Annotated in this window: 21 protein-coding genes; 10 read left to right on the top strand and 11 right to left on the bottom strand. The window is 72.5% G+C overall.

The features are described from left to right. Positions 1-20: 20 nt before the first annotated feature. Together ACQP2H_RS25170 and ACQP2H_RS25165 are read right to left on the bottom strand one after the other, a co-directional pair. The gene (locus tag ACQP2H_RS25170; protein ID WP_208568413.1) at positions 21-443 is read right to left on the bottom strand and encodes a VOC family protein; all 423 of its coding nucleotides are present in this window, start codon (positions 441-443) and stop codon (positions 21-23) included. Continuing rightward, the gene (locus ACQP2H_RS25165) at positions 419-991 is read right to left on the bottom strand and encodes a cob(I)yrinic acid a,c-diamide adenosyltransferase (protein WP_208568414.1); all 573 of its coding nucleotides are present in this window, start codon (positions 989-991) and stop codon (positions 419-421) included. Before ACQP2H_RS25165 ends, ACQP2H_RS25170 begins: the two co-directional genes overlap by 25 nt. On the opposite strand from ACQP2H_RS25165, the gene murA reads away from it, so the two are divergent. Beyond that, complete coding sequence (murA, locus tag ACQP2H_RS25160) at positions 990-2,429, top strand: UDP-N-acetylglucosamine 1-carboxyvinyltransferase (protein WP_219464436.1); 1,440 nt, start codon at positions 990-992, stop codon at positions 2,427-2,429. The two genes, ACQP2H_RS25165 and murA, sit on opposite strands and share 2 nt — an antisense overlap. Positions 2,430-2,557: 128 nt before the next feature. Further along, complete coding sequence (locus ACQP2H_RS25155) at positions 2,558-3,406, top strand: 3-hydroxyacyl-CoA dehydrogenase family protein (RefSeq protein ID WP_219464435.1); 849 nt, start codon at positions 2,558-2,560, stop codon at positions 3,404-3,406. Between the two features lie 95 nt (positions 3,407-3,501). On the opposite strand, the gene ACQP2H_RS25150 is transcribed toward ACQP2H_RS25155, so the two are convergent. From ACQP2H_RS25150 to ACQP2H_RS25140, 3 genes are all read right to left on the bottom strand, one after another. Further along, positions 3,502-4,344 (bottom strand): ABC transporter permease, encoded by an 843-nt coding sequence (locus ACQP2H_RS25150; protein ID WP_219464434.1) that lies wholly within the window; start codon positions 4,342-4,344, stop codon positions 3,502-3,504. After that, entirely contained in the window at positions 4,344-5,246 is a 903-nt protein-coding gene (locus ACQP2H_RS25145; RefSeq protein WP_219464433.1) for an ABC transporter ATP-binding protein, read from the bottom strand. The genes ACQP2H_RS25150 and ACQP2H_RS25145 overlap by 1 nt, the downstream gene beginning before the upstream one ends. Before the next feature lie 247 nt (positions 5,247-5,493). After that, positions 5,494-5,790: a DUF1540 domain-containing protein gene (locus tag ACQP2H_RS25140; RefSeq protein ID WP_208568419.1), complete on the bottom strand. Its 297-nt coding sequence runs from the start codon at positions 5,788-5,790 to the stop codon at positions 5,494-5,496. Between the two features lie 737 nt (positions 5,791-6,527). Between ACQP2H_RS25140 and ACQP2H_RS25135 the strand changes: the two genes are divergently transcribed. Next, a complete protein-coding gene (locus tag ACQP2H_RS25135) occupies positions 6,528-7,124 on the top strand; it encodes a hypothetical protein (protein ID WP_219464432.1) in 597 nt (198 codons plus the stop codon). Positions 7,125-7,190: 66 nt separating this feature from the next. Here the strand turns inward: ACQP2H_RS25135 and ACQP2H_RS25130 are convergent, their stop codons facing one another. Continuing rightward, positions 7,191-7,808: a DUF4126 domain-containing protein gene (locus ACQP2H_RS25130; protein ID WP_208568503.1), complete on the bottom strand. Its 618-nt coding sequence runs from the start codon at positions 7,806-7,808 to the stop codon at positions 7,191-7,193. 71 nt (positions 7,809-7,879) lie between these two features. Here ACQP2H_RS25130 and nucS point away from each other — a divergent pair, with 71 nt between their 5' ends. Further along, a complete protein-coding gene (nucS, locus tag ACQP2H_RS25125) occupies positions 7,880-8,539 on the top strand; it encodes an endonuclease NucS (RefSeq protein ID WP_208568421.1) in 660 nt (219 codons plus the stop codon). Between the two features lie 142 nt (positions 8,540-8,681). Here the strand turns inward: nucS and ACQP2H_RS25120 are convergent, their stop codons facing one another. Then, positions 8,682-10,181, bottom strand: coding sequence for an aldehyde dehydrogenase family protein (locus ACQP2H_RS25120; RefSeq protein WP_219464430.1), 1,500 nt, complete (start codon positions 10,179-10,181; stop codon positions 8,682-8,684). Positions 10,182-10,374: 193 nt separating this feature from the next. Between ACQP2H_RS25120 and ACQP2H_RS25115 the strand changes: the two genes are divergently transcribed. The 4 genes from ACQP2H_RS25115 (at position 10,375) to ACQP2H_RS25100 (ending at position 14,425) form a co-directional block, all read left to right on the top strand. Then, a complete protein-coding gene (locus tag ACQP2H_RS25115) occupies positions 10,375-10,842 on the top strand; it encodes an FHA domain-containing protein (protein WP_219464429.1) in 468 nt (155 codons plus the stop codon). 420 nt (positions 10,843-11,262) lie between these two features. Beyond that, a complete protein-coding gene (locus ACQP2H_RS25110; protein WP_219470323.1) occupies positions 11,263-13,047 on the top strand; it encodes a 3-hydroxybutyryl-CoA dehydrogenase in 1,785 nt (594 codons plus the stop codon). A 111-nt stretch (positions 13,048-13,158) separates the two neighbouring features. Next, positions 13,159-13,485: a hypothetical protein gene (locus tag ACQP2H_RS25105; RefSeq protein WP_208568424.1), complete on the top strand. Its 327-nt coding sequence runs from the start codon at positions 13,159-13,161 to the stop codon at positions 13,483-13,485. 139 nt (positions 13,486-13,624) lie between these two features. Further along, positions 13,625-14,425 (top strand): alpha/beta hydrolase, encoded by an 801-nt coding sequence (locus ACQP2H_RS25100; RefSeq protein WP_219464427.1) that lies wholly within the window; start codon positions 13,625-13,627, stop codon positions 14,423-14,425. A gap of 233 nt (positions 14,426-14,658) precedes the next feature. On the opposite strand, the gene ACQP2H_RS25095 is transcribed toward ACQP2H_RS25100, so the two are convergent. The 4 genes from ACQP2H_RS25095 to mce form a co-directional block, all read right to left on the bottom strand. Beyond that, entirely contained in the window at positions 14,659-16,050 is a 1,392-nt protein-coding gene (locus ACQP2H_RS25095; protein ID WP_433229100.1) for an AI-2E family transporter, read from the bottom strand. A 290-nt stretch (positions 16,051-16,340) separates the two neighbouring features. Next, positions 16,341-18,488: a hypothetical protein gene (locus ACQP2H_RS25090; RefSeq protein ID WP_363823679.1), complete on the bottom strand. Its 2,148-nt coding sequence runs from the start codon at positions 18,486-18,488 to the stop codon at positions 16,341-16,343. Positions 18,489-18,665: 177 nt separating this feature from the next. Next, on the bottom strand, positions 18,666-19,931 hold the full coding sequence (locus ACQP2H_RS25085; protein ID WP_219464425.1) for a DivIVA domain-containing protein: 1,266 nt from the start codon (positions 19,929-19,931) through the stop codon (positions 18,666-18,668). Between the two features lie 516 nt (positions 19,932-20,447). Then, positions 20,448-20,924, bottom strand: a complete 477-nt coding sequence (mce, locus tag ACQP2H_RS25080) for a methylmalonyl-CoA epimerase (protein ID WP_433229098.1) — start codon at positions 20,922-20,924, stop codon at positions 20,448-20,450. 63 nt (positions 20,925-20,987) lie between these two features. Here mce and ACQP2H_RS25075 point away from each other — a divergent pair, with 63 nt between their 5' ends. Together ACQP2H_RS25075 and meaB are read left to right on the top strand one after the other, a co-directional pair. Then, complete coding sequence (locus tag ACQP2H_RS25075; RefSeq protein WP_208568429.1) at positions 20,988-22,181, top strand: acetyl-CoA C-acetyltransferase; 1,194 nt, start codon at positions 20,988-20,990, stop codon at positions 22,179-22,181. A 236-nt stretch (positions 22,182-22,417) separates the two neighbouring features. Next, a complete protein-coding gene (gene meaB / locus ACQP2H_RS25070; protein ID WP_255598571.1) occupies positions 22,418-23,353 on the top strand; it encodes a methylmalonyl Co-A mutase-associated GTPase MeaB in 936 nt (311 codons plus the stop codon). Positions 23,354-23,414: the final 61 nt, after the last annotated feature.

The following is a 23,414-nucleotide window of genomic DNA, read 5'->3' as shown; positions in this document are numbered from 1 at the left end:
CCGCCGCCGGACCGGTGGTCCTACGGTTGCGTGGCGGCGACCAGTTCGACCTCGTACCCCTGCTCGTCGGTGAGGTAGCCGGCGTAGCTGTCCGGGCCACCGGCGTGCGGGTGACGGTCGGCGAAGAGCAGCGTCCAGCCGTGGGCCGGTGCGGCAGCCACCAGCCGGTCCACCGCGTCCGGCGGACCGGCGTGGAACGCCAGGTGGTTGAGGCCTGGGGCGAGCCGGTCGTGGATCCGCCCGGACAGCGCCGGGGACTCCTCCATGACCAGGTACGTCGGGCCGTGCCGCCAGGACCGACCGGCCGGCCAGTCCTGGTACGGCGTCCAGCCGAGCGCACCGAGCAGCCAGCCCCAGCTCCGCTGCGCGGCGGCCAGGTCGGGCACCCAGACCTCGACGTGGTGCAGCCCGCCCGTGCTCAGCGCTTGCCGCCCGGCACCCATAGCACATCGCCGCCCGGATTGGCCGTTCTTGACAGGATGAACAGCAGGTCGGAGAGGCGGTTGAGATACTTTGCCGGAAGGGAGCTGGTGCGATCCGGATCGTGGGCGACCAGGGCCCAGGCCGTCCGTTCGGCGCGCCGGGCGATCGTCCGTGCCACGTGCAGCAGTGCCGCGCCTGCGGTGCCGCCGGGGAGGATGAAGGAGTCGAGCTTGCCCAGTCGCCCGTTGTACTCGTCGCACCAGCCTTCGAGGCGTTCGACGTACTCCTCGGTGACCCGCAGCGGCGGGTACGCCGGGTCCGGCTCGACGGGGGTGGCCAGGTCGGCGCCGACGTCGAACAGGTCGTTCTGGATCGACTCCAGCACGGCCCGCAGCCCGTCGTCGAGCTGCCCCAGGGCGAGCGCCACGCCGAGCGCGGCGTTGCACTCGTCGACATCCGCGTACGCGGCGATCCGGGGATCGGTCTTCGGCACCTGCTCGTTGTTGCTCAGCCTGGTCATGCCGGCGTCGCCGGCCTTGGTGTAGATGCGCGTGAGGTGGACGGCCATGACGCACAGCCTACGGATACCGGACCTGACGATCCCGGCCCGGCCGGCCCCGACCGGGTGGCCGATGGGGGTGGGGCCGGGTGACGCCGGTGACCCGGCGGTCGACGACGTCGAGGTGATCCGGGTCGGCGGGGACGCCCGGCTGGCCGGCACGGTGCACGTCGTCGGGGCGAAGAACTCGGCGTTGAAGCTGATGGCGGCGGCGCTGCTGGCACCGGGACGGACGGTCATCACGAACGTCCCCCGGATCACCGACATCGCCATCATGGGCGAGGTGCTGCGCCGGCTCGGCTGCCTGGTGCGGTTCGAGGCGGACGACCCGGTGGACCCGATGGTCGGCCACGGTGGGCAGGCCCGGTCCCGGTCGGTCGTCATCGACGTACCCGAACAGCCCGGTGCGGACGCCGACTACGACCTGGTACGGCGACTGCGGGCGTCGATCTGCGTGCTGGGCCCGTTGCTGGCCCGCCGGGGGTACGTGCGGGTGGCGCATCCGGGCGGGGACGCGATCGGTTCCCGGGGCCTGGACATGCACATCGCCGGCCTGGCCCGGATGGGCGCGGACGTCTCCGGGGAGCACGGTTTCGTCATCGCCGCCGCCCCGGACGGCCTGCGGGGTGCCGAGATCGTGCTGGACTTCCCCAGCGTGGGGGCCACCGAGAACCTGGTGATGGCGGCGGTGCTGGCCCGGGGGGTCACCGTGATCGACAACGCGGCCCGGGAGCCGGAGATCGTCGACCTCTGCACCATGCTCAACCGGATGGGCGCCCGGATCTCCGGCTGCGGCAGCTCCACCCTGCGTATCGCCGGGGTGCCTGCGCTGCACCCGGTGCGCCACGCCACGGTGGGGGACCGGATCGTGGCCGGCACCTGGGCGTTCGGTGCGGCGATGACCCGGGGGGACGTGACGGTCACCGGGATCGACCCGGCCTGTCTGGAGGTCGCGCTGGACAAGTTGGTGTCGGCCGGCGCGCTGGTGGAGACCCGGGGCGACGCCTTCCGGGTACGCGCCGACGACCGGCCCACCGCCGTCGACGTGGTCACCCTGCCCTACCCGGGTTTCGCCACCGATCTGCTGCCGATGGCGATCGGGCTGGCGGCGGTCAGCGACGGGGCGTCGCTGATCACCGAGAACATCTTCGACGGCCGGTTCATGTTCGCCAACGAGATGACCCGGCTCGGCGCCGACATCAAGACCGACGGCCACCACGCGGTGGTACGGGGTCGGGACCGGCTCTCCGGCGCCCCGGTACGCGCCACCGACATCCGGGCCGGTGCCGGGCTGATCATCGCCGGGCTCTGCGCGGACGGAGTCACCGAGGTCTCGCACGTGCACCACGTGGACCGGGGCTACCCGGACTTCGTGGCCGACCTGCGGGCGCTCGGCGTGAAGGTGGAACGCGGCACCGCCCCGGAGGCCCCGGAGCTGACCATCTGACCCCGCACCACCTGACCCGCGCTGACCTGCCGCCCGAGCTCGCCCTGCCCCGGTCGGGGGCTTAGCGGTCGTTCAGGCTCGCCGACTAGGGTGCTGGCAGACACTCAATCGCAGCGAGGGAGAAGCAGATGGCGGGTCGACTCGCGGTCGTCGGGGCCGGGCTGATGGGTTCCGGCATCGCCCAGGTGGCGGCGCAGGCCGGGTGGCAGGTGACCATGCGGGACGTGGACGACGCGGCCACCACCCGAGGGCTGGACGGCATCCGGAAGTCGCTGGCGAAGTTCGCCGAGAAGGGCAAGATCGACCCGTCCGAGGTCGAGGCGACCCTGGCCCGGATCACCCCGACCACCGAGCTGGAGGCGGCGGCCGACGCGGACATCGTGGTGGAGGCGGTCTTCGAGAAGATCGAGATCAAGCACGAGGTGTTCCGTGCGTTGGACAAGGTCTGCAAGTCCGACGCGGTGCTCGCGACCAACACCTCGGCCATTCCGGTGACCCAGATCGCCACGGCCACCGAGCGGCCGGAGTCGGTGGTGGGCACCCACTTCTTCTCCCCGGTGCCGATGATGAAGCTCTGCGAGCTGGTCCGTGGCTACAAGACCAGCGATGCGACGCTCGCCACGGCGAAGGCGTTCGCCGAGGAGATCGGCAAGACGGTGGTGGTGGTCAACCGGGACATCGCCGGTTTCGTCACCACCCGGCTGATCTGCGCGCTGGCCATGGAGGCGGTCAAGCTGGTCGAGTCCGGGGTGATGTCGGCCGAGGACCTGGACACCGCCTGCAAGCTGGGCTTCGGTCACGCCATGGGCCCGCTGGCCACGGTCGACCTGACCGGCGTGGACGTCCTGCTGAACGCCACGAAGAACATCTACACCGACACCGCCGACGAGAAGTTCTTCCCGCCGGAGCTGCTCCAGCGGATGGCCACCGCCGGTGACCTGGGCCGCAAGACCGGCCAGGGCTTCTACTCCTACTGATCCCGGGGCACACGGTCGCCGATACTGCGGTCTCCCGTCGACGGGCACCGCAGTATCGGCACAACCGCGTCGATCACGCTGGCCGGGGTGGCGGATCAGCCGTCGCGCTTGGTGGTCCAGCGGAAGGTGGTCAGGCAGAGGACCAGGCCGATCACGCACCACAGGGCGAGGACCAGGGCGACCCGGCCCAGCTCGAAGGAACCGCCGGGTTCCTGGGCGCCGAAGCTCTCCGGCAGGAACACCGCGCGCAGGCCCTGGCACATCCACTTCAGCGGGAAGAGCGCGGCCACCTGCTGCATCCAGCTGGGCAGGTCGGTGAAGACGAAGAACACCCCGGAGATGAACTGGAGCACCAGGGAGACCGGGGTGACCACGGCGGAGCCGCTGCGTGCGGTGCGGGCCAGCGACGAGATGGCGATGCCGCACAGGGTGCAGGCGGTCACCCCGAGCACGGCGACCCAGCCGAAGGTGAACCACTTGGCGGCGGTGGCCGGCAGGTCGAGGTCGAACAGCGCCACGGCGACCGCCAGCAGCAGCGCGGTCTCGGCGACGCCGATCGCCACCACCATGATCACTTTGCCGGCGAACCAGACCCACTTGGGCATCGGGGTGCCGCGGTAGCGCTTGAGCACGCCCCGGTCCCGTTCGATCGGGATCCAGATGCCGAGGTTCTGGAAGCTCACCGTCATCAGGCCGGTCGCGATCATGCCGGTGATGAAGTACTGGGTGAACTTCACCCCGCCGCCGATCGTCCCGTCGAAGATCGACGCGAAGATCAGGATCATGATGATCGGGAAGCCCATCGTGAACACGACGGACTCCCGGCTGCGCAGGAACTGGGTGATCTCCAACCGGCCCTGGCGCAGGGCGAGTGCGCCCGGCCCGAGCCGTCGACTGCCGGCGGCGACCGGGTTCCCCGGCCTGGTGGTGGTCGTCATCAGTGTCCGATCATGCTCAGGTAGACGTCTTCCAGGGTCGGCCGGGTCACGGTCAGGCCGGGCACCTCGCCACCGAAACGCGCGGCCAGCTCCGCCACCAGCGCCGTTGGCGTCGCGCTCTGCGCCGTCTCCGGCGTCCCGTCCGGCGTACGCCAGGAGACCGTCGCCAGGGCGTCCTGCCGGTTGCCGAGCAGGTTCGGCGGGGCCACCTCGATCACCCGGCCGGCGGCGATCACCCCGACCCGGTCGGCGAGCGACTCGGCCTCGTCCAGGTAGTGGGTGGTGAGCACGATGGTGGTACCGGCGGCGGCGAGGTCCCGGATCAGCTCCCAGAACTCGCGCCGCGCCTCCGGGTCGAAACCGGTGGTGGGCTCGTCGAGGAAGAGCAGCTCGGGGCGGCCGATGATGCCCAGCGCCACGTCGAGCCGTCGCTTCTGCCCGCCGGAGAGGGTGTGCGTGCGGGCGTTGGCCTTGGCACCCAGCCCCACCCGCTCGACGACCCTGTCCGGGTCGTCCGCCTCGGGATAGAAGCCGGAGAAGTGCCGCACCACCTCGGCCACGGTCAGCTCGTCGAACTCGCCGGTGCCCTGGAGCACGATGCCGACCCGGGAACGCCAGTCGGCCGCCCCGCGTCGGGGCGTACGTGACGATCCCACCCGCGATCCCCGCGGTCTCGACCCGAGGACGAGCCCGGGATCGCTGCCGAGCACGCTCACCTCACCGGCGTCGCGCTGCCGGTAGCCCTCCAGGATCTCCACCGTGGTCGTCTTGCCCGCGCCGTTGGGGCCGAGCAGGGCGAACACCTCGCCCCGGCGGACGTCGAGGTCCACCCCCGCCACCGCGACGTTGTCGCCGTACGCCTTACGCAGTCCCCGTACGGAGATCGCGAGCTCGTCTTCCATGGCGTCCAGTGTGCGACCAGGCCGTCCGGCGCGGCGGTCCGGGGTGTGCCGGTGCCGGTCGGGGCGCGTCGCGGCGGCCCGCTCGCGCCCGGTGCGGACCGGTGAGGTGCTGCCCGGCCGGGCGTGGCCGGCCGGGCCAGGGAGGTCCGGCGGTGCGAGGGAGGTCCGGCGGTGCGAGGGATATTCGGCCGTGCCGGGCATGGTCGCCGGGGCCGGGGCGTGTGGCCCCGGCCCCGATGGCGGTCGGTCAGCGGCGCTGGTAGGTCATGCAGTCGGCCAGGTCGTTGTCGGGGCCGACGGTGATCGCCGGGGCGCGGCACTCCAGCTCGGCGTTGTGCTGGCAGTCGGCCCGGCTGCACGCGCCGACCTGGGCGATCAGCCGGTCGAGGCCGCCACGTACCGGAAGCTCCACGAAGGTGTGGCAGTGGGCATGGTCGGTGCTGCCGATGGTGATGGCGAACGCGTGGCAGTCGTTGGTGTGGTTGTAGGCGCAGGACGAGGCCGCGCACTCCTGAACCCGGGGCATTTCCAGCGCTGCGGTCATGACAACCTCACTTTCGGTAGATATGCCACAAATGATAGGCATCGTTCCGGCGGGCGCGGGCCGTTCCACCACTGATCCCCCCGTAGGAAGCCACCCCACGGTGCCCGCGCCCCCAACGCCCCCGCCCCGCCCCGCCCCGCCCCGGTGATCAAGAGAATTGCGGCAGGGAGAGCGCTCTCGATGACGCAAACCTCTTGATCACCGGGGCGGCCCACCGGGGCGGCTCAGCGGGGCGGCCCAGCGGGGCGGCCCACCGGGGCGGCTCGGCGGGGCGGGGCGGCTCGGCGGGGGCCGGCTGGGTGGGTCGGGGTGGGTGGGGGTGGGTTGGCGGGTCTGCGGTCGACCGGTTGGGGGCGTTGCATCTGGTCTGGATGTCCGGTTTGGTGCGGTCGGGGCGTCACCGGTGTCCGGTGTGGGGGCGACCGGGTGGGGGTGTCCCGTGACCGGCGGCACCCCTGCGGCGGAATGCTGGCCGGCCAGCGGTCGTTACACCCTCTGTACGACCGCAGCAGCACCCCGCCCGGCCAGCCCGGAAGTGGGTGGGCGCCCCGGAATGATGCGGGGCCCCCGGTCGTTACATCTGGTTCCGGCATGGGCGGCAGGCCCCACCGGAGACCGACGACTTCTCCCTCATGAGCGCCTCGTCGTGGTGCTTACGCCCCCTCCGCCGGTTCCGCCGGTGTTCCGGTCCCCCGACCGGTCCGGGGGGCGTCGACCCCCTCGAAGGAGCATCCCCCATGAAGACCACCATTCTGCGTAAGAGTGTCCTCGGTATCGCCGGTCTGGCCGTCGCCGGTGGTCTGGCCGCCGGCCCGCTGAACCACGGCACCGCCGAGTCGACCGCCACCGACCACACCGTGGCCGTGGTACAGGCCGACAAGCCGGCCGTGGACAAGGGCAAGCTGATCCCGCACGGCGTGCAGGGCGAGCAGTCCCGCATCGACCTGGGCGACGAGCAGACCGGCAACGTCAAGGCGATCATCGCCGCGACGAAGAAGGCCAGCATGGACGAACGCGCCGCCGTGGTGTCCATCGCCACCGCCCTGCAGGAGTCGAAGCTGGAGAACCTGGGCCACCTGGGCGACCGCAACGACCACGACTCGCAGGGTCTGTTCCAGCAGCGCCCGTCGTCCGGTTGGGGCACGGTGGAGCAGATCACCGACCCCGAGTACGCCACCCTGGCGTTCCTCAAGGGCCTCAAGCAGGTCGACGGCTGGCAGGACATGCCCCTGACCAAGGCCGCCCAGACGGTCCAGGTGTCGGCGTACCCCGACCACTACGCCCAGTGGGAAACCCAGGCCGCCGACCTCGTCGCCCAGCACTGGAACAGCTGACCCGCGTACGACACGATGGCCGGCACCCCGCCCGGGGTGCCGGCCATCGGCGTGTGCGGCGGCGGGTCAGACCCGGTAGCCGGCGGCGCGGGCCGCCTCGCGGTCCCGGCGTCGCTCCCGGCGTCGCCGCAGGAACCAGACCACGAACGCCACCATGCCCAGCAGGAACGCCAGCACCAGCACCGGCAGGATGATCGCCACCAGGGACATCAGCACGCTGGTCGCGTCTTCGGCGGTGCTGGCCACCGGTGCGCCGAAGCCCGCCGTGGTCGCGTTGACCACCGGCCTGGCCGCTGCTTTGAACAGGTGTACGCCGAGCGCGATGGCGACCCCGGCGGCCACCGGCACCCACTGGTGGGACGAGAAGAACCCGCCCGGGTCGCTGACCGTCACCGTCTCGGAGCCCGAACCGGCACCGAAGGCCAGCCCGCCGGCGGTGGGCCGGACCACCGTCTGCACGACGTCGTTGACGTGGTCGACCACGGGCACCTTGTCGGCGACGACCTCGACCGCGAGCAGTGCGGCGAGGATCGCCAGTACCCACCCGTTGCCCAGCCACTGCCAGCCGCTGGGCAGGTCGATCAGGCTGGTGTAGCGGGCGAGCAGACCCATGGTGAGCAGGGGGATGTAGGCGTTGAGGCCCGCCGAGGCGGCGAGACCGGTACCGGTGAGGACTTCGAGCACCATCTCAGCATCGCACCGGCACGCCAGTGCCGCGCGACGGTGACCGGCCGGTCCTCGGCTACCCTCGTCGGGTGCGTCTGGTGATTGCGAAGTGCTCGGTGGACTACGTCGGACGGCTCTCGGCGCACCTGCCGCTGGCCACCCGCCTGCTCATGGTCAAGGCGGACGGGTCGGTGTCGATCCACGCCGACGACCGGGCGTACAAGCCGTTGAACTGGATGAGCCCGCCCTGTCGGCTGGAGGAGGCCCCCGGCGTGTGGCGGGTGGTCAACAAGGCCGGCGAGGAGTTGCGGATCACCCTGGCGGAGATTTTCCAGGACACCTCCTACGAGCTGGGCGTCGACCCGGGGCTGCGCAAGGACGGCGTCGAGGCGCACCTGCAGGAGTTGCTGGCCGCCAACCCGGAGACGCTGGGGGAGGGCTTCACCCTGGTCCGGCGGGAGTACATGACCGCGATCGGCCCGGTCGACCTGCTCTGCCGGGACGCCAACTCCGGCGCGGTCGCCGTCGAGGTGAAGCGGCGTGGCGACATCGACGGCGTCGAGCAGCTCACCCGCTACCTCGAACTGATGAACCGGGACCCGCTGCTCGCCCCGGTGGCCGGTGTCTTCGCCGCTCAGGAGATCAAACCGCAGGCCCGGGTCCTCGCCACCGACCGGGGCATCCGCTGCGTGGTCGTCGACTACGACCGGCTGCGGGGCATCGTGCGCGACGAGCTGACCCTGTTCTGACTGCATGCGTCGGCGCGCTGCGGGCACCACCGCCCCGCCGGGCACGCGGCCCGGTGGCCAGCACCCCCGTACCCCGTGCGGCCCGGCACCGCCCGTGCGGCTGGCGTTGCGCTGTGCGGCCCGGCACCGCCCGTGCGGTCGGTCAGCGGCGGCCGTAGAGCGCCTTGGCGACCTTGACGAGGCGGGCCACGTCGGTCGGGGTCCGCTCGAAGGTCATCGAGGGCAGCAACGACCGGGCCCGCCGTCGGGTGACCGACTTGGCCCGCCCGAACTCGCGCAGCCCGTCCTCGCCGTGGATCCGGCCGAAGCCCGAGTCGCCCACCCCGCCGAACGGCAGCGTGGACATCCCGGCGAAGGTGAGCGCCGAGTTGACCGACGCCATCCCCGACCGCAGCCGCCGGGCGATCGCCACCGCGTCACGCCGACCGAACACCGAACCCCCCAGGCCGTACGGCAGGGCGTTGGCCCGGCGTACGGCCTCGTCGGCGTCGGCGACCCGGCTGATGGTCACGGTCGGGCCGAACGTCTCCTCGCGGATGGCCGAGGCGGACTCGGGGACGTCCACCAGCACCGTCGGATGCACGTACGGCGGCTGGACGGCGGCGGGGCCACCCAGCACCGCCCGCCCCCCGGCGGCGATGGCCTCGTCGATGTGCCGGCGGATCACGTCGAGCTGGCTCGGCATGGTGATCGGGCCGAGGTCGGCGGAGTCCGCGCCGACGGTCAGCCGTCCGGCGCGGGCGACCACCCGGGCGACGAACTCGTCGTAGACCGGTGCCACCGCGTAGACCCGTTCGATGCCGATGCAGGTCTGGCCGGCGTTGGTGAGCGCGCCCCAGACGCAGGCGTCGGCGGCGGCGTCCAGGTCGGCGTCGGCGTCCACGATCATCGCGTCCTTGCCGCCGGCCTCCAGCAGCACCGGGGTCAGCGACTCGGCGCAGGCCGCCATCACCGCACGGGCGGTCGCCGTGGAGCCGGTGAACGCCACCTTGTCGACGCCCGAGCGGCACAGTGCCGCGCCGACGTCGCCCAGGCCGTGCACCGCCGTGAACACCGGCTGCTCCGGCACCACCTCGGCGAACGCGTCGACCAGCCACTGACCGGCCACCGGGGTGTACTCGCTGGGCTTGAGCACCACCGCGTTGCCGGCGGCCAGCGCGTACGCGGCGGAGCCGACCGGGGTGAAGACCGGGTAGTTCCACGGGCCGATCACCCCGACCACGCCGTGCGGCTGGTATTCCAGGTGGCCGGAGAACTCGGCCAGGATCAACCGGGACCGGACCCGGCGCGGCCCCAGCACCCGGCGGGCGTTGCGGGCCGCCCAGTCGATGTGCTCGATGGCGGTGAGGATCTCGACGACCGCGTCACCGACCGGTTTGCCGCCCTCGACGTGGAGCAGTTCGGCCAGTTCCTCGATCCGCTGGGCGAGCAGGGCCCGCCAGCGCAGCAGGCGCGTCCGGCGGCCGTCGAAGCCGAGCCCGGCCCACCACTGCCCGGCCGTGCGGGCGCGGTCGACCGCGCGCTGCACCTCCTCGGCGGTGGCGACCGGCAGCCTGCCGGCTTCCGCGCCGGTGGCCGGGCTGGTCGAAACCAACTGACCATCGGTGACTACCGGGGTACCCGGGACCTGTACAGCCGTCATGGCGGAAGTCTAGACCCGGAAGCTACCAGCTGGTAGTTGTGAGTGCTGCTCGTCTATTGCTTCCGCCGCCGCCTGTTCGGTGGACGGTCGATGTCCGCCAGGGGTCGCGGAGGTGGCCGGGCGGGTGGTGAGCTGGTCACGCGGAGCTGGCAGGCTGGGCGCGAGGCGACGGCGGATGGGGAGCTGACTGTCCATGCAGGATCATCCGGAACTGATGCCGCTGTTGACGGTGGCCGGCGGGCCGATGCGGGGGGCGAGTTTCCGCGTCCGGCCCCGACCGCAGGTGATCGGCCGGGCGCCGGACGTCGACATCCCGGTGGCGGACGCGCACCTGAGCCGGCGGCACGCCGAGGTGCGGCTGACCGAGGACGGGGTGGTCCTGGTCGACCTGGGGTCGACCAACGGCACCTGGCTCAACGACCGGCGGATCACCGACGCCGAGCCGCTCACCGACGGCGACGTGATCCGGCTGGGCCGTACCGAGCTGCGCTACTTCGACCCCGGGCTGGCCACCACCGACCCGGTCGGCCTGAGCTTCACCGGGGGCCTCGGCGGCCGTCGGGACCACCGGCCCACGCTGCCGCTGCCGCCGCGTGCCCCCGGCCCGGCCGACGCCGTGGCCGGTCGCCCCGTCGCCGCGGTACGTGGCGTCGACACCTGACCGCGGGGACACGGCCGACCGCCGGGGCTTCCGCCGCCGGGCCGGCCTGACCGGTTGCCGCCTCGGGTTCGACGGCGCTACCCCGGCCGGTGCGACGGCGCGGCCCTGACTGGTGCGACGGCCCTGACTGGTGCGACGGCGCGGACTGGTGCGACGGCATGGCCGTGACTGGTGCGATGGCGTGGCCGTGACTGGTGCGGCGGCGTGGCCCGATGGGTTCGACGACGCGGCCCCGATGGGTTCGACGACGCGGCCCGGCCGGTGCGGCGGGGCAGCCCCGGCCGGGTGCGGGAAATCTCCCAGGGCGTCGCGACGGCGCACCGCCGCGTGGCACACTCCGACGGATAACCTTAGCGTTCGTTCATGTGCGCAGCGTCCGTCCGTGTCGGCGGCGGCGGAGTCAACCAGGGGAGGCCGGTCGTGGCGCGGGAGTTCACCAGGGTGGGCGTGGTCGGTCTGGGCACCATGGGTGCCGGCATCGTCGAGGTGTTCGCCCGCAACGGTGTCGACGTGGTCGCGGTGGAGATCTCCGAGCCGGCCCTGGCGCGGGGTCGGGCCACCCTCGCGCGGTCGACCGACCGGGCGGTGGCCAAGGGCAAGCTGGCCGAGAACGACCGGGACGCCCTGCACTCCCGGGTCGACTTCCAGGTCGGGCTGGAGGCGCTGCACGCGGTGGATCTGGTGGTCGAGGCGGTGCCCGAACACCTCGACCTGAAGCGACGGCTCTTCGCCGAGCTGGACCGGATCTGCCAGCCCGACACCATCCTGGCCACCAACACCTCCTCGCTGAGCGTCACCGACATCGCCGTCGCCACCGACCGGCCCCAGCAGGTCGTCGGCCTGCACTTCTTCAATCCGGCGCCGGTGATGAAGCTGGTCGAGGTGGTTCGCACGGTGGTCACCGCCGCCGACGTGGTCGACGACGTCGAGGCGCTCTGCGCCCGGCTCGGCAAGGTCGACGTCACGATCAGCGACCGGGCCGGCTTCATCGCCAACGCCCTGCTGTTCGGCTACCTCAACCAGGCGGTCAGCATGGTCGAGGCCCGGTACGCCACCCGGGAGGACATCGACCTCGCGATGAAGCTCGGTTGCGGCCTGCCGATGGGCCCGCTCGCCCTGCTGGACCTGATCGGCCTGGACACCGCGTACGAGATCCTCAACACCATGTACCGGCACGGCGGACGGGACCGGCGGCACGCCCCGACACCGCTGATCAGGCAGATGGTCACCGCCGGGTTGCTCGGGCGCAAGTCCGGACGCGGCTTCTACACCTATGACAAACCGGGCTCTCCGAAGGTCGTACCCGACGGGCAGACGCCGGCCCCGACGCGGACGGCGCCCGACAGCGCGCCGGTGACCACGGTCGGCGTGGTCGGGGCGGGGGCGCTGGCGGCCGGCCTCGTCGAGGTCTTCGCCCGGGCCGGCTACCCGGTGCTCTCGGTGGACGGCGACACCGGCTCGTCGGCCGGGATCTCCGGCGCGGTCCGGAGCGCGCTCGACGAGGACGTGGCCCGGGGCGAGCTCGACGCGGCCGACCACGAGGCGACCCTGGCCCGGATCACCTGGTCGGCCACCCTGGAACAGCTCGCCGACGTCGACCTGGTGGTCGAGGCGGTGGCCGAGGAGTCGAGCGTCAAACAGGCCCTGTTCGCCCGCCTCGACGAGGTCTGCAAGCCGGGCGTGCTGCTCGCCACCACCACCTCGTCGCTGCCGGTGATCGAGGTGGCGATGGCCACCCAGCGTCCGGCCGACGTGCTCGGCCTGCACTTCCCCGACCCGGCGGCGAGGCGACCGCTCGTCGAGGTGGTACGCACCATCCGTACCTCGGCGGAGGCCACCGCCACCGCCACCGCGGTCTGCGCCGCGCTCGGCCGGACCACGGTGGTCTGTGGCGACCGGGCCGGCTTCGTGGTCGACGCGCTGCTCCTGCCCTACCTGAACGACGCGGTGCGGATGCTGGAGGCGGGCTACGCCTCCGTCGACGACATCGACCACGCGATGAAGCTCGGCTGCGGGTACCCGACGGGCCCGTTCGAGGTGCTCGACGCGATCGGCCTGGACGTGGCGCTGGCGGGCCAGCGTGCGGTATACCGGGAGCAGCGCGAGCCGGGCCTCGCCCCCGCGCCGCTGCTGGAACACCTGGTCACCGCCGGTCACCTGGGTCACCGGTCCGGCCAGGGCTTCCGGGACCACTCCGGGCACTGACCGGGGCGACGGTCGGCCACCCGCCGCTGATCCGGGCCGCCGCACCGCTGTCGGGCCGGGCGGCGTACCTCACCGCGCAGCAGCCCGGGAACTGACCGTAACCTTGGCAAGGTGAGCCCCCGTCGCAACCGTCCCCGCCGCGAGGACACCACCCAGTTGGACGCCGACCGGGCCCGCCACGGCGTGGAATCGGTGCAGCAGTGGCGCGACGGCGAGTGGCAGGTACGCGGGATCAGCGGCGGGGCGTCGGTCAAGACGTACCGCTGCCCCGGATGTGACCAGGAGATCCGACCCGGGGTGGCGCACCTGGTGGCCTGGCCGGCCGACGGCGCGGGCGACCTGACCGACCGGCGGCACTGGCACAGCGGCTGTTGGCGGGCCCGGGACCGGCGGGGGCCCAACCTGCTGCGCGGCCGGGGCGCACCCCGCTACGGCTGACCGGCCCGGCCGACGAGGTGCTGCCCGCCGGCCGGCGGATTCCGGTGGGCGGCGGCCGGTGGGGCCGGTCGGGCGATCCTGGTCACCCCGGTTGCGCCCCGGGCGCGCGGCGGCGCCGACTTCGCGGCAGACTTGGGCGGTGAGCACACCGATCCGCGCGTCGTCGATCCTGCCCGGCCACCGGGAGGACATCGAGCTGCACACCGCCGACGGCCTGCGCCTCGTCGGCGAGCTGGCCCGCCCGGCCGACCGGGACCCGGTGGGCACCCTGGTCTGCCTGCACCCGCTGCCCACCCACGGCGGGATGATGGACAGCCACGTCTTCCGCAAGGCGGCCTGGCGGTTGCCCGCCCTGGCCGACCTGGCGGTGCTCCGGTTCAACACCCGGGGCACCAGCAGCGTCCGGGGCACCAGCGAGGGGGCCTTCGACAACGCGGTGGGCGAGCGCTTCGACGTCGCCGCCGCGATCGAGTACGCCGAGTTCCACGAGCTGCCGAACGTCTGGCTGGTGGGCTGGTCGTTCGGCACCGACCTGACCCTCAAGTACGGCTGCGACCCGGCGGTGGCCGGGGCGATCCTGCTCTCCCCGCCGTTGCGTTTTTCGAACCCCGCGGACCTGGCCGTCTGGGCGGAGTCGGGCCGGCCGCTGACCGCGCTGGTGCCCGAGTTCGACGACTACCTGCGCCCCGACGAGGCTCGGGAACGCTTCGCGGCGGTGCCGCAGGCCGAGGTGGTCGGGGTGCCCGGGGCCAAGCACCTCTGGGTGGGCGACGCCGAGCGGGTGCTCGACGAGATCGTCCGGCGGGTGAACCCGGCGGTGCCGCTGCCGCTGCCGACAAGCTGGGACGGCCCGATGGAGACCGGCGACGTCAGCGCGTACGCCGACCGCACGGTGGCCGCCTTCGCCGACACCCCCGTGCCGGGTCCCGCCGCCGGCTGAGGCCCGCCCCACCCCTCCTGCCGCCCGCTCCGCCCCACCCCTCCCGCCGCCCTGCCCCTCCCGCTGCCCGCTCCGCCTTCCCGTGACCGCGCGCGACGGTCCAAGATCGTGCTCGATCCATGTTGTAGTGGCCTCCTGGCCGGAGGAGCCCACTACAACATTGTTGTTGTGGCCGGAACCCGGCGGGTTGGGCATGGGGGTTGTCCGGGTGGGGCGGGCCGGGGTGGGCTTGGTCAGCGGCGTTCCTGGCGGGGGAGCACCACCTCGCGCAGGATCAGTTGGAGGGCGGCCACCACCGGGATGGCGATCAACGCGCCGACCACACCCATCAGCGCCACCCCGAGCAGTGCGGCGAGCAGGGCGGCCACCTCGTTGACCTCCACCGACCTTCGCATGATCTTGGGGTAGATGAGGTAGTTCTCCACCTGCTGGTAGAGCACGAAGAAGACCACGCAGGCGATGCCGACCGGCAGCCCGGTGGCGAACCCGACCAGGCTCACGATCACCGCGCCGAGGGTGGCCCCGATCTGCGGGATCAGGTCGGTCACCGCCACCACCACGGCCAGCGCGAACGGGTAGGGCAGCTCGACGACCAGGGCGAAGACGAAGGTGGTCGCGCCGGCCAGCACGGCGATGCTCAGCGCCCCTACCATGTATGCGCCGACCTTGGTCAGGATCTCGTCGCCGATCAGGCTGACCCGTTGCCGGCGGGACCTCGGCACCAGCGCGTACCCGAGGTCGCGCAGTTTGTCGAAGTAGGCCAGGAAGTAGATCGTCAGCACCAGCACGGTGAGCACCCGGAAGAGGGTGCCGAAGATCAACTGGGCGCCGCCGAGGACCCCGCCGAGCGCCCGACCGACGGTGTCGGCGTTGGCCAGCTCCTGCACCCGCTGCATCACGTCGTACCGCACCACCAGGTCGTTGACGGTACGGTTGCGGCGTAGCTCCTCGACATAGCTGGGTAGTTGTTCGATGAACTGCCCGGTCTGGGTCACCACCGGCGGCACCAACGCCACCAGCCCCGCGATGATCAGCAGCACCAGGGTCAGCACCACCACCGTCACGGCCAGGCCGTGCGGCAGCCCCCAACGGCGCAGCCGCACCACCGCCGGGTTGAGCCCCACCGCCAGAAAGAGCGCGATCACCACCAGCACCAGGATCCCGCTGGCATTGCGGATGCCCAGGAACACGGTGTACGCCAGCAGCACGCCGAGCGCGCCGGTGAAGCCGACCAGGAAGCTGCTGCGGCGCAGTGGCCGGCCGGGCCGACCGAACCGTCCCGAACCGGTGGCGACCGACCCGGGTTCCCCCGGCTCGACCTGCTCCGTCGCGGCACCCGCCGCTGCCTTCGCCCTGACGGCGGTGCCGGTGTCCTCGGCGGTGGTGGGGTCTTCGGTGGGGTCGGAAGCTGTGCGGGAGTCGGCGACCGGCCCGGGGCTCGCCGCGCCGGCCAGGGCGGTGGACGACGCCCCGCCCGTGATCTGGTCCGTCGTACCGGTGCGGTCCGCCGCCGGTACAGCCCTCGAACGGTCCGCGGCCGGTGCCACCCCCGAACGGTCCGACGTTCCGCCGGCAGGGGTGTCGTCCCCGGTCACGTCGTCGCGTGCCGGGTCGTGCTGTGCCACCGAGCCTCCCCAGTTCCGCCCCGGCGCTGCTCACCGGAGTGGATCACCATGCCCGTCCGGTGAACACCTACCGTACGGGCCTCCGCCCGCAGGGTAGTGGGGTCCGGTACCGCCAGCCACCCCGGGTCACCCGGCAGCGCACCTACGGTTCGCAGTCACCCGGTTCGCGATCGGCCGGTTCGTGGTCGCGCGGGTCGTGGTCGGCCGGTTCGCAGTCACCCGGTTCGTGGTCACCCGGTTCGCGATCGGCCGGTTCGTGGTCGGCCGGTTCGTGGTCGCGCGGGTCGTGGTCACTCGGACTCGACGGTCACCGTGCTCGGGGTGGCGCTGCGCTCGTCGGTGGTCGGCTTGGTGGGTCGCTTGCCGTTCTCACCGGTACTGGTGATCTTTGTCGGGGTGGCCTCCCGACCGGCGGTGCCGGGGACCGCGGCGACGGTCGGTTCGCCGTCCACCCCGGCGCTGGCCGTCCCACCGTCCACCGTGGTCACCGGCTCCGCCTTGGGCTTCGTACCCGTGCCATCCGGTCGGGTGCCGTTGACGGCCGGGGCACCCGCCGGCTTCGTGACCGCCACGGCCGAATCCGGCCTGCCGCCGGCACCCACCGGCTCCGGTGCCGGCTCGCCGGTGCCGGGGGTCGGCTTCGGCTTCGGCTTCGTGCCGTTGCCGCGTACGCCAGTCCCGGGTCGGTCGCCGTCCGGTGACGGTGCCACCGCGTCGGGGCCCACCGGCGTCGCGGCGTGCATCCGGAGCGCGGTGACGTCCCGCTGCACCTCGTCGTGTTCCTGCCGCGCCTGCCAGGTTTCCTGACGCAGGTCGGCGAGCTGCTGCTGAGCCTGGGCGATCTCCAACATCACCCGGGCGAGCTGCTGCCGGCCGGCCGCCGCCTCCTGCTGGGTGGTGGCGAGGTGCTGCTGGGTGGTGGCGAGGTGCTGCTGGGTGGTGGCCGCGTACTCGTCGAACTGCCGACGCGAGGCGGCGACGTGCTCGTCTGCCTGGCGACGCTTGTCGGCGCTCTCCCGTTCGGCCCGGTCGAGCAACTCGGCGGTCTCCTGCTCGACCCGCCGACGTAGCTCGCCGGTCTCCTGCTCGGCCTGCCGGCGCAGCGTCGCCGCGTCCGCCTCGGCGGAGCGGCGGATCTCCGCCGCGCCCTGCTCGATCTCGTCACGCCGGGCGGCCCACTCCCGCTCCAGCTCCTCCTGCCGGGTCCGGTGCTGCTGCTCCAGCTCGTTGTGCCGGGTCTGGTGCTTGCGGTCCAGCTCGTCGCGGCGCTTGGCGAACTCCTGCTCGGCGGCGGCGCGACGCTGGGCCAGCTCCCGGTCGGCGGCCTCCCGCCGGCCGTTGACCTCCTGCTCCACCCCCGCGCGCCAGGCACCCAGCTCCTGCTGCGTCTGGGCGCGGGACTGCTGCACGTACGCCTCGGTCTCGGTGCGCATCCGCTGCACGTACGCCTCGGCCTCGGCCCGGCTGCGCTGCGCCGCCTCGGTCGCCTCGGTGGTCAGCCGGTGCGCCTCCTGCTGGGACCGGGTCCGGGTCGCCTTCGCCGCCCCCTCGGCGTCGTCGGTGACCTGCTTGGCCTCCTGGAGCGCCTTGGCACGGGTGGCCCGGCTGGCCTCGGTGGCCGACTCGGTGAGCCGCCGGGCCTCCTGCTGCGCCTTGGTGTGCACTTCCTTGGCGGCCTCACGCAGGTCGGTGGCCTCCTTCTGGGCCGTGGCCAGCGCCGCCTTGGCCGCCTCACGCAGCTTCGCGGCCTCCTGCTGGGCCCGGGTGTGGATCTCCCGAGCGGTGTCGCGCAGCTGGGTGGCCTCCTGCTGGGCGCGGCTCAGGGCCTCCTGGGCGGTGGCCCGCAGCCGGTTCGACTCGTCCTCGGCGGTGGCCCGCAGCAGAGTCGACTCGTCCTTGGCGGTGGCCCGCAGCCGGGCGGCCTCCTCCTTCGCCGTACGCACGGCGGCGTCCGCCTCGGCTTTGCGGGCCGTGGTGTGCCGTTCCTCTTCGGCACGCCGCGCGGCGAGGGCGATCTCGAAGTCCTTGAGCGCCCGGGCGGCCTGCTCACGGGCCTCGTCGATGATGTGTTCGGCGGCGGCCCGGCGGGCCTCGATCTCCTCGTTGGCGGCGGCCAGGATGGCGTCCGCCTGCTCCTCGGCGAGGGCGAGGATCTGCTCGACCCGGGGGCCGAGGTGCTTGAAGGAGGCCCGGTCCACCACGCCGATCTGCTTGCGCACCTGGGCGAGATCCCGCTGGAGATGCTCGACCTGGCCGGCCAGCTTGTGGATCTGGGTGTACGCCTGCTCCCGCTCACCCGTCAGGGTGGTGATCTCGTGCTCCGCACGAGCGACGTACCGGTCGACCTGTCGTTTGTCGTATCCACGCAGGGCGGACTCGAAGCTGGGCTCCGTCGTCACGTCCCCGCCGAGAGCGAACAGTTCCTCGCCGTGCGACATGCCCCCATCCTCACACGCATCCTGCCCTCCGGGGGCGATACGGACGCCGCTGTGGGGAGCTGTTTCACTGTGGTCGCGCGACAGGGTGTCACAGGGCCGGAACGCGTACGGCGCGGGGGTCCACCGGTTACCCGGTGTCATCCCGCGCCGTGACACATGCCCCGTCGGTGCAGCCGGTCAGCTGGCGGTCTCCGCGGTGGCCCGCGAGTCGGCGTCGGCCTTGGCCGGCTCCGACTTGGCCGGCGCGGCGGCCGGCTGCTGGGCCGGTACGCCCGGCACGATCCCGGCCAGGCCGGAGAGCATCTGACCGAGCTGCGAGGTGACCGCGTCCTTCTGGCGGGTGAGGTCCTCCACCTCGCGGCGGGCCGCCTGGGTGGTCAGGTCCGCCTCGGTGCGCGCCTCGGTGAGCAGCCGCTTCGCTTCGGCCTTGGCCTCGTTGAGGGTCTTCTCGGACAGCGCCTTGGCTTTGTCGACGGTCTCGTTGGCGGTGCGCTCGGACTCGACCCGGCGGGCCTCGGCGCGCTGCTCGATCTCCTTGGCCCGCTCCTGGGCGGCCCGGGCCCGCTGCTCAGCCTCGCCGACCAGCTTCTGGGTCTGCGCCACCTGGGCGGCGTGCCGCTCCGACTCCTCGCGCTCGGCCTTCTCCCGGCGCTCGGCGAGCTGGAGCTCCAGGGCCTGGAGGTCCTTGTCCCGCTTGTCACGGGCGTCGGTGAGCAGCTTCGTCGCCTCGGCGCGCTTCTCCTCGGCCTCCCGGGCGGCCTTCGCCCGCTGCTGGGTGATCTCCCGCTCGGCGGTGGCGCGCAGGGTGGCGACCTCCCGCTCGACGGTCGACTTCAGCTCGGCCACCTCGTGCGCGGTGACCGTACGCAGCTGCTTGGTCTCCCGGTCGGCGTCGGCGCGCAGCGTGTCGGCCTCCCGGCGGGCCTGCACCCGGGCCTCGGCGGCCTCCCGCTCGGCGGCGGTACGGACGGTGCCGGCCTCCCGCTCGGCGGTGGCCTTCATCGCGGCGGCTTCGGCGCGCGCCTTGTCGGTGATCTCCCGCGCCTCCAGCCGGGCAGCGGAGAGGATCCCTTCCGACTCGCGCTTGGCCTCGTTGCGGTGGTCGTTGGCCTGCTCCTCGGCCAGCCGGAGGATCTGCTCGACCCGGGTACCGAGACCGGAGAGGGTCGGCCGGCTGTTCTCCTCGAGCTGCTTGTTGGTGTCGGTGAGCTTCTGCTCGAGCGCGGCCTGCCGCTGCTCGGCCTGGCGAAGTCGACGCTGGGCGTCGTTCATCCGCTGCTCGGCCTCGGCGCGGGCCTGCTCCGACTGGGTCAGCGCGGCCGTCATCCGGCCGAGAAAGTCGTCGACCTGGTGGGTGTTGTAGCCGCGTAGGCCGACCGTGAAGTCCGGCTGCGAGTTCGCGTTATCGAAGAACGCGAGAGGGGAGGACTGCTGCTGGGGCATTGGGACATACTTGCAGACCCCCCGGGGTCGTTCGCAAGAGCGGTGCCGAGCTTTCGTGTCCTCTTTACAGGGTCCACCGGGTCGTCCCGTCGGCCCCGCCCAAACGGCGATCTTGGCAGGTCCGGGCGGACCCGCCGTCACGCGAAGTAACGAAACTGAGGCCCCGCCCCCGCCCCCGGCGCCCTTTCCACCACCCCCAATTGGCAAGCCACCGCAATACGCCCACCACCCCCGCCCAAAACCCAATCCCACCCCACCCCTCCCCACCCCACCACCCCTCCCACCCACACCCCCAACCGCCCCGGCCCACCCGGCCCACCCGGCCAGGCCCCGGTGATCAAGAGGTTTAGGTCACTTTGATCTTCAGATCTGACGCAAACCTCTTGATCACCGGGGCGAGGCAGGGCAGGGCGGGGCGAGGCAGGGCGGGGCGAGGCAGGGCCGGGTGGGGCGGGGTGGGGCGGGGTGGGGTGGGGGAGCGGGGGCGGGGCGGGGTGGGGGAGTGAGGGGGTGGGGTCAGTGGGGGGTGGTGGCGGGTTGGACGAGTTCGACGAGGACGCCACCGGCGGCCTTGGGGTGGACGAAGTTGACCCGGGAGTTGGCGGTGCCGCGCTTCGGGGTGTCGTAGAGCAGTCGTACGCCACGTTCGCGCAGGGTCGCACAGGCCACGTCGATGTCGGCGACCGTGTACGCCACCTGCTGCACCCCGGGTCCGTTGCGGTCGAGGAACTTGGCGATGGTCGACTCCGGCGACAACGGGGCGAGCAGCTGCACGCAGCCGCCCTCGGCGGTCGGGCCGACGGCCAGCATCGCTTCGCGTACCCCCTGCTCGGTGTTGGTCTCCTGGTGTATGCAGCGCATCCCGAAGGTGCGCTGATAGAAGTCGATCGCGGCGTCGAGGTCGGCGACCGCGACCCCGACGTGATCGATACGGAGCAGCCCGATGTCTGTGACGTAGTCGGCAGCGGGCTCGACGGAGGAGTTTTCAGTCATGCCGCTAGTCTGGCCGAACAGGCGTTAAGGCGTACAGGTTGGTACCCCCCTCGGAGGCAGGCAGTGGCATCGGTGATCGTCAGCGGCGCGCGGACCCCGATGGGCCGGCTGCTGGGCAACCTCAAGGACCTCCCGGCGACGAAGCTCGGCGGCATCGCGATCAAGGCGGCGCTGGAGCGCGCCGGGGTGGCCCCGGACCAGGTGCAGTACGTGATCATGGGTCAGGTGCTCCAGGCCGGTGCGGGGCAGATCCCGGCCCGGCAGGCGGCGGTGGAGGCGGGCGTCCCGATGTCGGTGCCGGCGCTGACCATCAACAAGGTGTGCCTCTCCGGCCTGGATGCGATCGCCCTGGCCGACCAGCTCATCCGGGCCGGCGAGTTCGACATCGTGGTGGCCGGTGGCATGGAGTCGATGACCAACGCCCCGCACCTGCTGCTCGGCCAGCGCGCCGGTTACAAGTACGGCGACGTGACGGTCAAGGACCACATGGCCCACGACGGGCTCAGCGACGCCTGGGACTGCTGCTCGATGGGGGAGTCCACCGAGCGGCTCGGCGGACGGCACGGGATCACCCGCGAGGAGCAGGACGCGTTCGCGGCGGCCAGCCACCAGCGGGCCGCCGCCGCGCAGAAGAACGGTCACTTCGCCGACGAGATCACCCCGGTGGTCATCCCGCAGCGCAAGGGCGACCCGCTGGTGATCAGCGAGGACGAGGGCATCCGCCCGGACACCACCGTCGAGTCGCTGGCGAAGTTGCGCCCGGCGTTCGCCAAGGACGGCACGATCACGGCCGGCACCTCGTCGCCGATCTCGGACGGCGCGGCGGCCGTGGTGGTGATGAGCAAAGCCAAGGCGAACGAGTTGGGCCTGACCTGGTTGGCCGAGATCGGCGCGCACGGCAACGTGGCCGGCCCGGACAACTCCCTGCACTCGCAGCCGTCGAACGCCATCCAGCACGCCCTGAAGAAGGGCGGCCTGAGCGTCGAGGACCTCGACCTCATCGAGATCAACGAGGCGTTCGCCCAGGTCGGCATCCAGTCCACGCGGGACCTCGGCGTCAGCACCGACAAGGTCAACGTCAACGGTGGGGCGATCGCGCTCGGCCACCCGATCGGCATGTCCGGGGCCCGGCTGGTGCTCACCCTCGCGCTGGAACTCCAGCGCCGTGGTGGTGGCACCGGCGCGGCGGCGCTGTGCGGCGGCGGTGGCCAGGGTGACGCCCTGATCATCCACGTACCCGCCGACACCGGGAACTGACCGGCCGTCGGGCCGGATGGCGCGGAGCGTGGTCGCGGGTCCGGGTCGGTGCGGCGAAGACAACGGTCGGGGGCGGGAACTTCCCAGCTCACGATCGTCGGGCGAGGTGGGCGTGTGAGTGCGAGGAGTGAGTGGGGTTGGCGAGCACCGCAGTCGTGGGCGAAGGTGACCCGGTGAGTGTCGAGAGCGCCCCCACCCCCGCCGCTGTCCCGGTGCGCCGCAGTCGGGACGTACCGATGCTGGTGGAGAGGGCGCGCGAGGGTGACCCCCGGGCGGTGGCCCGGCTGATCACCCTGGTCGAGTCCGGTGACGAGATGCTGCCGCAGGTGGCGGCGGCGCTCGCGCCCTATGCGGGGCAGGCCCAGGTGGTCGGGTTGACCGGCTCCCCGGGGGTGGGCAAGTCGACCACCACCAACGAGCTGGTCCGGGCGTTGCGGGCGGGTGGGCACCGGGTCGGGGTGCTGGCCATCGACCCGTCCAGCCCGTTCACCGGCGGGGCGATCCTCGGCGACCGGGTCCGGATGCAGGACCACGCGACCGACCCGGGTGTCTACATCCGGTCGATGTCCAGCCGGGGGCACCTCGGTGGGCTGTCGTCGGCGACCCCGCAGGCGGTCCGGGTGTTGGAGGGCGCCGGCTGCGACGTGGTGCTGGTGGAGACCGTCGGGGTCGGCCAGGCCGAGGTCGAGGTGGCGTCGCTCGCCGACACCACGCTGGTGCTGCTCGCCCCGGGGATGGGTGACGCGATCCAGGCGGTCAAGGCCGGCATCCTGGAGATCGCCGACGTCTTCGTGGTCAACAAGGCCGACCGGGACGGCGCGGACAACACCGTCCGGGACATCCAGGGCATGATCGCGTTGGGTGAGCGGGGGCCGGGGCAGTGGCGTCCGCAGGTGGTGCGGTCGATCGCCGCGCGCGGCGAGGGGATCGACGACATCGCCGCCGCGATCGACAAGCACCGTGCCTGGCTTGAGCAGCACGACCAGCTCCGCCTACGTCGGGAGAAGCGGGCCGCCGCCGAGATCGAGGCGATCGCGCTGGGCACCCTGCGCGCCCGCATCGGTTCCCTACGCGACGGTACGGAGTTGCCGGCGCTCGCCGCGAAGGTCGCCGAGGGGGCCCTCGACCCGTACGCGGCGGCCGACGAACTGCTCGCCCAGATCGGCACCTGAGCCGTCCACCCGGGGCACGCGCCTGACACGCGGTGGAATTCGGTGGTGCCTGGGCCACGCA

It is taken from the genome of Micromonospora sp. CA-248260 (genome assembly GCF_050942205.1).
Taxonomy (GTDB): Bacteria; Actinomycetota; Actinomycetes; order Mycobacteriales; family Micromonosporaceae; genus Micromonospora; species Micromonospora antibiotica.
This window is presented reverse-complemented; position numbering and strand designations above follow the sequence as displayed.

Excerpts from the sequence above, each read along its gene's own strand:
- ACQP2H_RS25170 (WP_208568413.1), bottom strand. The coding sequence starts at position 443 with ATGGGTGCCGGGCGGCAAGCGCTGAGCACGGGCGGGCTGCACCACGTC.
- murA (WP_219464436.1), top strand. The coding sequence starts at position 990 with ATGACGCACAGCCTACGGATACCGGACCTGACGATCCCGGCCCGGCCG.
- ACQP2H_RS25165 (WP_208568414.1), bottom strand. The coding sequence starts at position 991 with ATGGCCGTCCACCTCACGCGCATCTACACCAAGGCCGGCGACGCCGGC.
- ACQP2H_RS25155 (WP_219464435.1), top strand. The coding sequence starts at position 2,558 with ATGGCGGGTCGACTCGCGGTCGTCGGGGCCGGGCTGATGGGTTCCGGC.
- ACQP2H_RS25150 (WP_219464434.1), bottom strand. The coding sequence starts at position 4,344 with ATGACGACCACCACCAGGCCGGGGAACCCGGTCGCCGCCGGCAGTCGA.
- ACQP2H_RS25145 (WP_219464433.1), bottom strand. The coding sequence starts at position 5,246 with ATGGAAGACGAGCTCGCGATCTCCGTACGGGGACTGCGTAAGGCGTAC.
- ACQP2H_RS25140 (WP_208568419.1), bottom strand. The coding sequence starts at position 5,790 with ATGACCGCAGCGCTGGAAATGCCCCGGGTTCAGGAGTGCGCGGCCTCG.
- ACQP2H_RS25135 (WP_219464432.1), top strand. The coding sequence starts at position 6,528 with ATGAAGACCACCATTCTGCGTAAGAGTGTCCTCGGTATCGCCGGTCTG.
- ACQP2H_RS25120 (WP_219464430.1), bottom strand. The coding sequence starts at position 10,181 with ATGACGGCTGTACAGGTCCCGGGTACCCCGGTAGTCACCGATGGTCAG.
- ACQP2H_RS25115 (WP_219464429.1), top strand. The coding sequence starts at position 10,375 with ATGCAGGATCATCCGGAACTGATGCCGCTGTTGACGGTGGCCGGCGGG.
- ACQP2H_RS25090 (WP_363823679.1), bottom strand. The coding sequence starts at position 18,488 with ATGTCGCACGGCGAGGAACTGTTCGCTCTCGGCGGGGACGTGACGACG.
- ACQP2H_RS25085 (WP_219464425.1), bottom strand. The coding sequence starts at position 19,931 with ATGCCCCAGCAGCAGTCCTCCCCTCTCGCGTTCTTCGATAACGCGAAC.
- mce (WP_433229098.1), bottom strand. The coding sequence starts at position 20,924 with ATGACTGAAAACTCCTCCGTCGAGCCCGCTGCCGACTACGTCACAGAC.
- meaB (WP_255598571.1), top strand. The coding sequence starts at position 22,418 with ATGCTGGTGGAGAGGGCGCGCGAGGGTGACCCCCGGGCGGTGGCCCGG.